The organism is Streptomyces sp. CC0208 (genome assembly GCF_003443735.1).
In the GTDB taxonomy this organism is placed as follows: Bacteria; Actinomycetota; Actinomycetes; order Streptomycetales; family Streptomycetaceae; genus Streptomyces; species Streptomyces sviceus.
The window spans coordinates 1,010,119-1,022,540 of the sequence record NZ_CP031969.1; the positions used below are offsets into that span (position 1 = coordinate 1,010,119).

At 71.4% G+C, this 12,422-nt stretch carries 11 protein-coding genes; 9 read left to right on the forward strand and 2 right to left on the reverse strand.

The window, feature by feature from the left end:
• Positions 1-63: 63 nt before the first annotated feature.
• From D1369_RS04680 to D1369_RS04715, 8 genes are all read left to right on the forward strand, one after another.
• On the forward strand, positions 64-1,221 hold the full coding sequence (locus D1369_RS04680; protein WP_007386297.1) for a hypothetical protein: 1,158 nt from the start codon (positions 64-66) through the stop codon (positions 1,219-1,221).
• Positions 1,218-1,988, forward strand: a complete 771-nt coding sequence (locus D1369_RS04685; RefSeq protein ID WP_037902183.1) for a WecB/TagA/CpsF family glycosyltransferase — start codon at positions 1,218-1,220, stop codon at positions 1,986-1,988. Before D1369_RS04680 ends, D1369_RS04685 begins: the two co-directional genes overlap by 4 nt.
• Positions 1,988-3,247, forward strand: coding sequence for a nucleotide sugar dehydrogenase (locus D1369_RS04690; RefSeq protein WP_037902180.1), 1,260 nt, complete (start codon positions 1,988-1,990; stop codon positions 3,245-3,247). Before D1369_RS04685 ends, D1369_RS04690 begins: the two co-directional genes overlap by 1 nt.
• A gap of 3 nt (positions 3,248-3,250) precedes the next feature.
• Positions 3,251-4,366 (forward strand): UDP-N-acetylglucosamine 2-epimerase (non-hydrolyzing), encoded by a 1,116-nt coding sequence (gene wecB, locus D1369_RS04695; protein ID WP_118082284.1) that lies wholly within the window; start codon positions 3,251-3,253, stop codon positions 4,364-4,366.
• A gap of 51 nt (positions 4,367-4,417) precedes the next feature.
• Positions 4,418-5,272, forward strand: a complete 855-nt coding sequence (locus D1369_RS04700; protein ID WP_118082285.1) for a Wzz/FepE/Etk N-terminal domain-containing protein — start codon at positions 4,418-4,420, stop codon at positions 5,270-5,272.
• Positions 5,235-6,731 carry an oligosaccharide flippase family protein gene (locus D1369_RS04705; protein WP_007386293.1) on the forward strand — a complete coding sequence of 499 codons (1,497 nt, stop codon included), beginning with the start codon at positions 5,235-5,237 and terminating at the stop codon, positions 6,729-6,731. Before D1369_RS04700 ends, D1369_RS04705 begins: the two co-directional genes overlap by 38 nt.
• A 185-nt stretch (positions 6,732-6,916) precedes the next feature.
• On the forward strand, positions 6,917-7,972 hold the full coding sequence (locus tag D1369_RS04710) for a hypothetical protein (protein ID WP_037902177.1): 1,056 nt from the start codon (positions 6,917-6,919) through the stop codon (positions 7,970-7,972).
• An 11-nt stretch (positions 7,973-7,983) separates the two neighbouring features.
• The gene (locus tag D1369_RS04715; protein WP_037902174.1) at positions 7,984-8,775 is read left to right on the forward strand and encodes a glycosyltransferase family 2 protein; all 792 of its coding nucleotides are present in this window, start codon (positions 7,984-7,986) and stop codon (positions 8,773-8,775) included.
• Here the strand turns inward: D1369_RS04715 and D1369_RS04720 are convergent.
• A complete protein-coding gene (locus D1369_RS04720; RefSeq protein ID WP_007386291.1) occupies positions 8,754-9,653 on the reverse strand; it encodes a glycosyltransferase family 2 protein in 900 nt (299 codons plus the stop codon). The genes D1369_RS04715 and D1369_RS04720 overlap by 22 nt on opposite strands.
• The gene (locus D1369_RS04725) at positions 9,650-11,671 is read right to left on the reverse strand and encodes an O-antigen ligase family protein (RefSeq protein ID WP_037902171.1); all 2,022 of its coding nucleotides are present in this window, start codon (positions 11,669-11,671) and stop codon (positions 9,650-9,652) included. The genes D1369_RS04720 and D1369_RS04725 overlap by 4 nt, the downstream gene beginning before the upstream one ends.
• Before the next feature lie 71 nt (positions 11,672-11,742).
• On the opposite strand from D1369_RS04725, the gene D1369_RS04730 reads away from it, so the two are divergent.
• Positions 11,743-12,405, forward strand: coding sequence for a hypothetical protein (locus D1369_RS04730; protein ID WP_007386289.1), 663 nt, complete (start codon positions 11,743-11,745; stop codon positions 12,403-12,405).
• Positions 12,406-12,422: the final 17 nt, after the last annotated feature.

The following is a 12,422-nucleotide window of genomic DNA, read 5'->3' on the forward strand; positions in this document are numbered from 1 at the left end:
GGCCGTCCGTGCCGTGGCGCTCACAAGTCTGCGCAAAAACAGGGGGGTTGGTGTGTCCAACCGATGAGCATCACACGTCTGGCCGCGCTCGGCCATGAGGAACCGACGCTGCTCCCACTCGCCCGACGACTCCTCACGGTCGCCGAGTCGGGGCTGCCGTCGATGATGCTGCCCGGCGGTGAGGCCTTCGCCTTCACCATGGCCGGGCGGCAGACCGCTGCCGGTTCCTGGACCTTGGAGCGGCGCGGGACCAGCACCCGGTACGCGGCCATCACCGCGCTGGGTGTCCGGTTCCTGCCGGAAGACCGCCAGCGCGCGGTCCTCGGCGGACGCACTGCCGAGGAGTTCACCGGCCTGCTGATCGAGTCGCTGCCCGGCGTCACGAACCTCGGTGACGCGGCGCTCATCGCCTGGGCCGCCGCCGAGACCGGGCACCCCAAGCTGTCCGACGCCCTGGCCCGGGTCGACGCCCTGGACGAGGAGGGCCGCCCGCAGTACACCGTCGAGGCGGCCTGGGTGCTGTCCGCCATGGCGGCGGCCCGTGACACGGTCGATGTGGAGAGACGTTTCTCCTCGGCGCGCGACCGTCTGCTGCGGGCCCGCATCGGGGACAGCCCGCTCTTCCCGCACGCCACCGGGCCCGGCCTGGTGCCCTGGTACCGAGCGCATGTGGCCTGCTTCGCCGACCAGACGTACCCGCTCCAGGCCCTGGCCCGCGCCCACGCGAGCGGCGACGGCGATCCCGAGGCACTGGCCGCCTCGGAGGCCTGCGCCGCGCGCATCTGCGAGCTCCAGGGCGACGGCGGGCAGTGGTGGTGGCACTACGACGCGCGCACCGGCTCGGTCGTGGAGGGCTACCCGGTCTACAGCGTGCACCAGCACGCGATGGCGCCGACGGCGCTCTTCGACCTCACCGACGCGGGCGGCAGCGACTTCGGCGCGGCGATCCGCAAGGGCCTGCGGTGGATGACGGACGTGCCCGAACTGGCCGGACACCCCGAGCCGATGATCCTCGACGAGCTCGGCGTGACCTGGCGCAAGGTCTACCGGGGCGACCCGAAGAAGGCCGTACGCGCCGCCCGGGGACTGTCCACCCGAGTGGCTCCGGGCCTTCGGCTCAAGCCCCTGGACCGGGTGTACCGCCCGCTCTCCGTGGACCGCGAATGCCGGCCGTACGAGTTCGGCTGGATGCTCTACGCCTGGCACGGGGGACGCATATGAGCGAGCGCCGGACCCTGTTCGGGGTCGAGCTGGACCCGCTGACCATGGACGAGACCGTCGAGCGCTGCCTCGCGGCGGTCCGCGACGGCAGACAGCTGGAGATCGGCGTGGTGAACGCCGCGAAGCTGGTGAACATGCGGCGCGATCCCCGGCTCGCCGAGGCCGTGTCGGGCTGCGATCTCGTCGTCGCCGACGGCCAGGCCGTGGTGTGGGCCGGCAAGGTCCTGCGCGCCCCGCTGCCCGAGCGGGTGGCCGGGATCGACCTGTTCCTGCGGCTGCTGGCCGAGGCGGAGTCGGCGGGCATCTCCGTGTACTTCCTCGGCGCCAAGGAGGAGGTGCTGGAGGAGATGCTGCGCCGGGTGGCCGACCGCTTCCCCGGTCTGAAGGTCGCCGGCAGCCGCAACGGCTACTTCGACGACTCCCAGCAGGAGGACATCGCGGGCGCGATCGCCGACAGCGGCGCCCAGATGCTCTTCCTCGGCATGACCTCGCCGAAGAAGGAGATCTTCACCGCCGCCTACGGCGCGCGGACCGGCGCCCGTGTGGTGCACGGCGTGGGCGGTTCCTTCGACATCCTGGCCGGGATCACCAAGCGGGCCCCCGCGGTCTGGCAGCGGTTCGGCATCGAGTGGCTCTACCGCGCGCTCCAGGAGCCGCGCCGGCTGGGCAAGCGCTACGTCACGACCAACACCGCCTTCCTTCTCATGACGGCGCGGGAGTTCATCCGCTCCACCCCGTCGACCGCTCCCGCGAACAGGAGTCACTGATGCGTGTCGTCGTGGTTGGACAGGGATACGTGGGCCTGCCGCTGGCCATCCGGGCCGCCGAGGTCGGTCACGAGGTGATCGGGTACGACGTCGACTCCCGGCGGGTCAAGAGCCTCGCCGCCGGTGAGTCCTTCGTCGAGGACGTCACCTCCGAGCGGATCCGCGCCGCTCTGGACAGCGGTGCCTACCGGCCGAGCGAAGCGGCCCGGGACTGCGGCGGTTTCGACGTCGCCGTCGTCACCGTGCCCACCCCGCTGCACGAGGGCACGCCCGACCTGCGGTACATCCGCGAGTCGGCGGTCACCCTCGCCCGGTACCTGAGACCCGGGGCGACCGTCATCCTGGAGTCGACGACCTACCCCGGTACGACCCAGGAGATGTTCGCCCCGATCCTGGAGGACGGCTCGGGCCTGACCGCGGGCGCCGACTTCCTGCTGGGCTACAGCCCCGAGCGGATCGACCCCGGGAACACCGTGTGGGGCTTCAAGGAGACCCCGAAGGTCGTCTCGGGCGTCAACGCGGCCTCGCTGAAGGCCGTTCAGGACTTCTACGACGAACTCGTCGACACCACGGTGCCGGTGGGCTCGCCGAAGGAGGCCGAGCTCGCCAAGCTCCTGGAGAACACCTTCCGGCATGTGAACATCGCGCTGGTCAACGAGATCGCGATGTTCGCCCATCACCTCGACATCGACGTCTGGCAGGCCATCGACGCTGCCTCCACCAAGCCGTTCGGCTTCATGCGGTTCACGCCGGGGCCCGGCGTCGGCGGCCACTGCCTGCCGATCGACCCCTCGTACCTGTCCTGGCGGGTGCAGCGCGAACTCGGCCAGAGTTTCCGCTTCGTGGAGCTGGCCAACGACATCAACAACCACATGCCCGAGTACGTGACGCGGCGGGTCGGCGACCTGTTCAACGAGCGGCGCCGCTCGGTCAACGGCTCGCGCGTCCTGCTGCTCGGTCTGGCCTACAAGAAGAACACCGGCGACGCCCGTGAGTCGCCCGCCCTGCGCATCTCCCAGCTGCTGCTCGACATGGGCGCCCAGGTCAGGGCGGCGGACCCGCACGTCGTCGAGAGCCTGCCGGTGGACACCCGGCTGGTGCGGGTCGAACCGACGCCCGAGGAGCTGGCGTCCGCCGACGTGGTGGTCCTGCTCACCGACCACGACGCCTTCGACTACGAACTCGTCGCCGAACACGCCCCCTTGGTCCTCGACTGCCGGCGTCGGCTGCCGTCCGGACCCGCGATCGAGGTGCTCTGAACCATGCCGCGCATCGTCTGCGTCGCCGGGGCCCGCCCCAACTACATGAAGATCAAACCGGTGATGGACGCCCTGGAGAGCCGGGGCGCCGAGGTGATCCTCGTCCACACCGGCCAGCACTACGACCCGGCCATGAACGACGTGTTCTTCGCCGACCTCGGCATCCGGCCGCCCGACCGCTTCCTCGGGGTCGGTTCGGGCAGCCACGCCGAGCAGACCGGACGCGTGATGACCGCGTTCGAGCCCCTGCTCACCGAACTCGCCCCCGACATCGTGGTCGTGGTCGGCGACATCAACTCCACCCTGGCCTGCGCCCTGGTCACCGCGAAGGCGGGGCCGCTGCTCGCCCATGTCGAGTCCGGGCTGCGCAGCCGGGACTGGAGCATGCCGGAGGAGGTCAACCGGGTCGCCACCGACCGCGTCAGCGACTATCTGCTGGCCCCCTCCCCCGACGCCGCCGACAACCTGCGCGCCGAGGGCTACCGGGACGACCAGATCCATCTGGTCGGCAATGTCATGATCGACACGCTGCTCGCCAACCTGGAGCGGGCCAGGGCCTCGGACGTCCTCGCCCGGCACGGCCTGACCAGGGGCGAGTTCGGGCTGGTGACGCTGCACCGCCCGGCCAACGTGGACGATCCCGAGGTGCTCGCCGGGCTGCTGAAGGCACTGGGCGAGATCGCCGGCCGGCTGCCGTTGCTGCTGCCCGTGCATCCGCGCGCGGCCGGCCGGCTGGCCGAGATCGGCGTACCCGGCGGCATCCAGCTGGTGCCGCCCGCCGGGTACCTGGACTTCATCGCCCTCCAGGACGCCGCCCGCATCGTCCTCACCGACTCCGGCGGCATCCAGGAGGAGACCACCGCGCTCGGCGTGCCGTGCGTGACCCTGCGGGACAACACGGAGCGGCCCATCACCGTCGACCAGGGCACCAACGTGCTGGTCGGCCGGGACCCGGCCCGGATCGTGTCCGTCGTGCACCAGGTGCTGGACGCGCCTCCCGCACCGCGTCGGCCGGAACTGTGGGACGGCCACGCCAGTGACCGAATCGCCGAGGTCCTGCTGGGGGGAGGCACGGCGAACACACGACCGAGGCCCACCGATCGAACGTTCCCCATATGATCCGCTTGCAACATATGCTCGTCGAACGTTTGGGCGCGAGGGGGGACCACCATGGATCTCGCTGAGATCTTCCGGGTGATGCGCAGGCGCTGGTACGTCCTGCTGCCGGGACTGCTGCTGACCATCGGCCTGACCGTCGCCGTGGCCATCACGGTCCCGGTCACCTATCAGTCGCAGAGCACGGTGGTCCTGCTGAACTCCGAGAAGGCCACCAATGCCTACGACGGCAACCCCTTCCTCAGCACCCAGACCTCGCTGACCGGCATGGCCGACAGCCTGGCCCGCAACCTCAACTCCGACGCCTCCCTCCGCGAGCTCAAGTCCCGGGGCGCCACCGGCACGTTCGAGGCCAAGCTCGCCGACAACGCCCAAGGGCCGCTGATGTGGCTCACGGTGACCGGCACGGACAAGAAGGCGGTCCTGAAGTCGGACCGCATCCTGACCGCGTACGCGGGCGAGCGGCTGGTGCAGTTCCAGAAGCAGCAGTCGGTCACGACGGACGCCATGATCCGCATGTCGACCATCGTGGCCCCGCAGAACCCGATGGCACAGACCAAGACCCGGCTGGAGTACATGATCATGGCCGGGGGCCTCGGTCTGGTCCTCAGTCTCGTGGCCACCTTCTACGTGGAGGCGCGCCGGCGCCCGGGCCCGCCGCCGGCCCCGGAAGAGGAGCCCGTGCGGCCGGCCGCCGAGCCCGAGCCGGTCGCCGAGGCGCAGGAGTCGGTCGCCGAGCGGACCATGGCCCTGCGGACACCGCCCAGTTGGTCGCGGTCCGCCGAGACCAGGCGCGCCGAGGGGCCGCGGGCCGGGCGGTCCGTCATGACCGTGGCGCCCGGCGCCGAGGCGCTCGACGAGGAGTCGACACATGGACAGCGTTCGCACACCGGACAGCGAGAGAGCTGAGACGGGCGAGGGCCCGTCGTCTCCCGCTCCTGCCTCCCTCGGCAACAAGGTCCGTTCCGCGGCCCGCTGGAGCCTGATCAACACCCTGGTCATGCGCCTCGGCAACTTCGCCACCGGCATCCTGTTGGCGCGGTTTGCCCTCGGGCCCGCGGAGTGGGGCGTCTACGGCATCGCTCAGACCGTGCTCCTGGTCCTGCTCTCCGCGAACGAACTGGGTGTGGGTCTCGCGATCATCCGCTGGGAGGGCGACCCGCGCCGCTTCGCGCCGACCGTGCTGACCCTGAGCGTCCTGTCCAGCGGCCTGCTCTACGTCGCCCTGTTCGTCTCGGCGCCGACGGTGGCCGGACTGCTCGGCTCGCCCGACGCCTCGGGTGTCCTCAGGGTGATGTGCCTGTGCCTGGTGATAGACGCGGTGGCGCATGTGCCGGCCGGCATCCTGACCCGGGAGTTCGCCCAGGGCAGGCGGATGGTCGTCGACGCGCTCAACTTCGTCCTCAGCACCGCCGTGACCCTGGTGCTGGCCTTCGCCGGGTGGGGCGCGATGAGCTTCGCCTGCGGCGCGGTGGTGGGCAACGTCGCCGCGCTCGTCGGCTGCGCGGTCGCCGTCCCCGGGACCCTCAGGTTCGGCTGGGACCGCGAACAGGCCCGCGCCCTGCTGAAGTTCGGGCTTCCGCTGGCCGGCGCGAGCCTGCTCGCCCTCGCCGTGGTCAACGTGGACACCATGGTCGTGGGCTCCTCCCTCGGCCAGATCTCGCTCGGCTTCTACGTCCTGGCGTTCAACATGTCCGGCTGGCCGGTCCGCGTCATCTCCGAGGCGGCCCGGCGGGTCTCCTTCGCCGGCTTCTCCCGCCTGGCCGACTCCCCGCAGGCCCTCGCCGCGGGCTTCAGCCGTGCCCTGGGCGTCCTGGTCACGGGCACCGTGCCGCTGTGCGTCCTGCTGGGCGGCCTCGCTGCCCCGGTCATCCACCTCGTCTACGGCGGCAAGTGGCTGCCCGCCGCCGCGGCGCTGCCGTGGCTGATGGCCCTGGGCCTGATCCGCATCGTCTGCGAACTCGCCTACGACTGTCTCGTGGCGGTCGGCCAGCGCCGCTCGCTCATTCTCGTGCAGGGGCTGTGGGTGGCCGCCCTCGTCCCGGTCCTGATCGTCGGCGCACGCCACGGCGGCATCGTCGGCGTCTCCCAGGGCCATGTCCTGGTCGGCGCCGGACTCGTCGTCCCCGTGTTCCTCTACGCCCTCACCCGCGCCGGAATCGGCCTCGCCCCCCTCGCGCGGGCCTGCGCCTGGCCCTTCCTCGGAGGCGTGGCGATGACCCTGGTGCTCCTCGGCGCCAAGCGGCTGCTGGGCGACGGCACCCTCGCCCTGTTCGTCATCGGCGCGGCCGCCATGGCCTGCTATGTGGTGTGCGTGCTGCCCAGCCGTCGTTTCCTGCTCGGCTCCCGGACCCCGGAGACCGTATGACCCCGCTCCGCCGACTCCTCGTCGGCCTGGCGCTTTTACTGACGGCCGCCTGCTCCTCGGGAGGCGAAAAGGCCCACCGCGCCCAGCCCTCACCCACACGAACGCCCCGGACCGCCACCGACCCCACACGCGTGCGTGCTGCCCAGCCGTCGTTTCCTGCTCGGCTCCCGGACCCCGGAGACCGTATGACCCCGCTCCGCCGACTCCTCGTCGGCCTGGCGCTTTTACTGACGGCCGCCTGCTCCTCGGGAGGCGAAAAGGCCCACCGCGCCGAGCCCACACCCACGCCAACGCCCTCGGCCGCCGCCGACCCCACGCCGTCCGCGAGCGCCTCGGCCTCCGTGAGTCCCGGTATCTCGACGCCCACCCACAGGCCCAAGCCGTCCGCGCCGCCCCGTTCTTCCGGCACCGCCCCGGCCACCACGGCCGCGCCCCCGGACGCCGGTTTCCCGAACGCCGGGACCACCGGCCCGCGCCTGCGCCTCAAGCCCCGCACCGCCGGGAACATCAGCGTCAGGACCGACGGGGCCGTGATCAGGGGCCAGGACATCACCGGCTCGCTCGACATCTACGCGAACGACGTGACGGTCATCGACAGCAGGATCACCTCCACCAACTGGTGGGGGATCAACCTGCGTCCCGGCTACAGCGGACTGCGGGTCCTGCACACCACCATCACCGCCGTGCCGGGCAAGGGCCCCGACAACGGCGGAGTCGACTACGCCGTCTCCAACATGGGCAGCAGCGCCATCGAGGTCGGCTGGTGCGACATCTCGGTGTTCGGCAACGCCCTCTCCATGGGCCAGGGCAACCTCCACGACAACTACGTCCACGGCCTGGTCCCCTTCCGCAACAACGGCGGCGAGTGGCAGCACACCGACGCGGTGATCAGCGGCGGCGGCAGCAAGGGCACACTGGTCGTCCGGCACAACACCCTGCTCAACCCGGTCCCCGTCGACCAGGGGGCGTCCGCCGCCGTCGGCCTGTTCGCGGACACCGGGCACGTCTCCAACACCGTCATCGACGGCAACCTGCTGGCAGGCGGGGCCTACGCCCTGTACGGCGGCGGCGAGGGCGCCACCGGGATCACCGTCACGAACAACGTGTTCTCCACCCGGTACCACCGCTACTCCGGCGTCTACGGAGCCGTCACCGCCTGGAACGCGGGCGGCGCGGGCAACGTCTGGCGCGGCAACCGGTTCTCCGACGGCACCCCCGTCACCCCCGCACCGGCAGGCTGAGGAAGAGGATCATGCGACGCATCGCCCGCGCCCCCTGGGAACTCCTCAAGCGCGCCTTCGGCTGGCTGGTCCTGTTCGAGCTGCGCAACAAGGTCCTCCTGCTGCCCTCGGCGGTGCGGCTGCGTCGCCTGGAGGACGCCGAGACCCGCCGGCTGACGGCTGTCCTCGGCCCCGTGCCTCAGGCCCTCGTCGCCACCGTCATCGCCACCCACCGGCGCCCCGACGCGCTGCGGGCGGCGGTCGCCTCGGCGCTGGCCCAGACCGTGCGCGACCAGGTCGTCATCGTCGTCGACGACGGCGCCGGGCTCCCCGAACTCCCGGACGACCCGCGGCTGTTCGCCGTCTCGCTGGCACGCAACACCGCCGTGGCGGGGGTCGTGCGCAATGTCGGCATCCGCCTGACCCGCTCGCGGTACGTGGCCTTCCTGGACGACGACAACCTGTGGGAACCCGACCACCTCGAACGGGCGTTGGCCGTACTGGAAGCCCCCGGCGGCCCCGACGGCGTCTACACCGCGCTGCGCCGCGTCCTGCCGGACGGGACCGAACGGGACGTCCTGTCCGTGGAGTTCGACCGCCGCCGGGCCGCCAGGGAATCCTTCCTGGACACCAACGCGTTCGTCGCCCGGCGCGACGGCTCCCTCCACTTCAGCCGTCTGCGCCGCACGCCCGAAGTACTGCCCCGCGAGGACTGGGAGCTCGTGTACCGCTACAGCCGTGGTCACGCCGTACGCCACGTGCCGCACGCCACCGTGCGCTATCTGGTGAACCCCGCGAGTTTCTACACGACGTGGTCCGGCTGAGCTGCGCCGGGGCGGAGCAGCGCGGCGACCGCGGCCCTGCTGGCCTTGCGGCCCAGGACGGCCCGTGACGTCTCCCGCAGCAGCACGGCGGCCCGGAAGCACGCGGTCGGGACGGCTCCGTGGCGCCGCCGGTACAGCCGCACCCGGTTGACCGTGAGCAGGGACCACAGCCGGGGCGACACCTGCGAGTCGCCCCCGAGGTGAACGGCCTCGGCGGACGGTTCCAGTTGCGTGGCGTAGCCCAGGTCCCGTGACCGCAGGCAGTACTCGGTCTCCTCCGAGTACAGGAAGAAGGACTCGTCCCACGGCCCGCAGGCGGCCCGGCACTCGGCCGAGATCGCCATGAGCGCGCCGGTCGCCCAGTCCGCGCGCGTGGGCCGCCGGTAGGCGCCGGGGTCGGTGACCAGCTCGCTCAGCCGCGGGAATCGCCCGGCCCGCCGGTTGCCGATGACGGCCTCGCCGAGGGCCCGCAGCACGCTCGACTCCCGTCGCAGCGAGTAGTGGGGCGTGTCCCGGCCTTCCTCGTACAGCAGGGGTACGGCGATCCCGACGCCGTCGCCGAGGCTGTCGACGAGACGCTTGGCGCAGCCCTGCCGCATCCGGATGTCGGGGTTGCAGACGAGGGCCACCCCCTGGTCACCGGCGGCCTCCAGCGCCGCGTTGACCCCGGCCGCGTACCCGGCGTTGCGGCCGGTCTGCACGACTCTCGCGTCGGGGGCCAGCTCGCGGAGGACCTGGACGGTGTCGTCGGCGGAGTCGTTGTCGGCCACGACCAGCCGCCAGTCGAGGCCGGCCATCCCGTCCGGGAGCGCGGCGAGGAACCCGGGGAGCACCTTGGCGCTGTTCCAGGTGACGACGATGACGGTGACGGGGCTCAACGGGACTCCACGAGTTGGGGAAGCCGGTCCTGGGAGGGGGCCTGGCTGGGGACGGCCGGAGCCGCGTCGGCCACCGCCTCGCGCCGGATGAAACCGAGGTAGCTGCCTCCCGCCCCGAGCACCAGGAAGAACATGCCGGCGAACATGGGGAAACTGAGCGAGTCGAAGGTCGCACTGCTGACCAGGGCGACCAGCGAGGAGGCGAAGAACGCCTGCCCGAGCTCGCGGTCGGACTCGGTGCGGGCGAGCCTGCGGACGGCGCCGCCGTGGTGGATGCCGGTGATGAACAGGACGAGCAGGGCGACGAGTCCGAGCACCCCCATCTCGGCCAGGGTCAGCATGTACTGGTTGTCGGTGAAGAAGTACAGGTCCGGGGTGAAGGTGCCGAAGCCCCGCCCGAACAGCGGGTGTTCCTTCAGATAGGGCACGATCGCGCTGTACTTGACCGTGCGGGCCTGGGTGCTGCTGTCCGAGTTGGACAGGAACGACGCGAACAGGCCCGTGATGGTGCCGATCAGTCCGGGGACGAGCACCTTGAAGACGGCCACGGAGGCGGTCATCACGCCGATCGCGGCCCAGCGGCGGGCAGGCTTCCAGCGGGGCACCATCACCAGGGCCACCAGCAGCAGCCCGATGATGGAGGTCCGTGACACCGACAGGGGCAGCGCGCCGCCCATGAGCAGCACCGGGCCCCAGCGGCGCAGGACGTGGCGGTGCCGTCGTACCGGATCGAAGGCCTGCTGGATCGCGAAGGGCAGCAGGATCGCCAGCATCCCGGCGAACTCCAGCGGCTGGGCCGTGGTGGCCCGGGGCCGGGTGAAGGCACCGCGGTCCATGACGCTCACCTGGGCCACGCTGGTCTGCAGGCCGGGGATGTGGATGGAGTCGGCGATGTTGGTGGCCGCGAAGAAGTCGTAGAAGCCGATCGCGGCGACGACGGACGCGAAGACGACCACGCGGCGCATGAGCACGTCCAGGCGGCCGCGTTCCTGCATGGCCGCCGAGGTCAGGACGACGAGCGACACCCACACCAGGTATCCGATGAGTCCGCGGTCGGCCCCGAGGACCTCCTGGTGCGAGCTCTCGCGCATCGCGTCCGCGATGTAGGCCATGAGGACGGCCGTGCCGAGCACGCACATCGAGACCCGCACGAACCTGGTTCCCGGCGCGGGCAGGATGCGGCCGCCCAGCCAGGTCGCGAGGTACCACAACAGGCCGAGCAGGGCGAAGACGTTGGCCGGGGTGCCGACGCCGCCGAGCGCGGGCAAGGCCAGGTTCGAGGGGATGAAGAGGGCCAGCGCCAGATAGCCGGTGAGGATCGCGGTGGCGTCGACGCGGCGGTTCAGCCAGCTCACGCGCTCGCGGGTGGGGGCGCGGGCCTGGCGCGGCCGGGCGGCGGTTCTCCGGCGGCGGCGCACCACCGTCACGCCCTCCATCAGGATCGACAGCAGGAACGCGCTGACGACGCCCCCGATGACGACGGCCGCGATGCCCTGGTAGCGGTTCTTCGACTCCGCCACCGGTGTCTGGGGCAGGACCACGGGCGCCGTCTGCACGAGATACGCGGGCGGCACCTTGGCGGCGGCCTGGAGGGCGTCGAGCTGCTCGCCCGCGAAGGCGGTCAGGATGTCGGTCTCCTTGAGCACCTTCGCCCGGTCGGTCCCGGTGACACCGAGCACGAGCAGCGGGCTCTCGCTGTCCGGGGCGAACCCGGTGGTGTACGGGTCGGTGACGCCCCTGCTGTGCAACTCCTTGGCCGCGTCGCTCGATTCGAGGGTCCTGATCAGCACGTCGGCCGTGACGATCAGCGAACCGCCCGCGTTCGAGATGGGGTTGCCGAAGGTGGGGGCGAGCCGGGCGACGGCCGAGGAGTCCAGCAGCGCGACCGAGCTCTGCGACTCGTAGGAGACCGGGACTGTCTCGTACAGATAGGCGCCGCAGAGCAGGCTGAGCACGGTGAACGGCACCATGAAGTACCACCGTCGGCGCAGAATGGCCCATATCTCACCAATGCTCACGAACCATTCCTCCTTTCGGTGGCATCCGGCCACATGTCCTGCCAGTATCGGGGGCGACGGAAGGAACTCACATGTCGCCCGGGAACGTCGCCGACGCACTGCTCCGCCGCTGGTACGTCCTGGTGGCGGCGCTGCTGTTGACGGCTGCCGGGGCCTACCACGTGGTGCGCCCCGCTCCTCAGTACGTCGGCTCCGCGGTGGTGGTGCTCAAGCCGCCGGTGACACAGAACCAGCCCAACCAGCTCACCAACCTCCAGCCGCCGCTCGCGGTGCTCTCCTACGGCGTCATACGGCAGCTTGAATCGCCTGCGGGGGCCAAGGAGTTGAAGGCGGCGGGCGTGCGCGGGACCTACCACCTCGTCCCCCGCAACAGCGGCACCAGCGCGACGCCCCGCTATCTGATCCCCTCCTTGCAGGTGCAGTCGCAGGCGTCCGGTCCCGAGGCCGCGGTGACGGCGGTGACCCGCATCGTCGACGTCTACACCCGGCACGTGGACGCGGTGCAGAAGGCCGAGAAGGTCCCCGCCGAGGCGCGGATCACCGCGACCGTCCTGACCTCCCCGAGCGCCGCCCAGGTGCAGGGCGACAAGATGCGGGGGCTGGCCGGTACGGCCCTGCTGGGCGCGGCGGGCGGCATCGTCGGCGCGCTGTGGCTCGACCGGTATCTGCTGAGCCGCCGAAAGGACGCTCCCGGCCGCCGCCGTCGCACCGAGCCGGTGCCCGTCGTGAGCTGAGTGGAACAGGTGGCTCA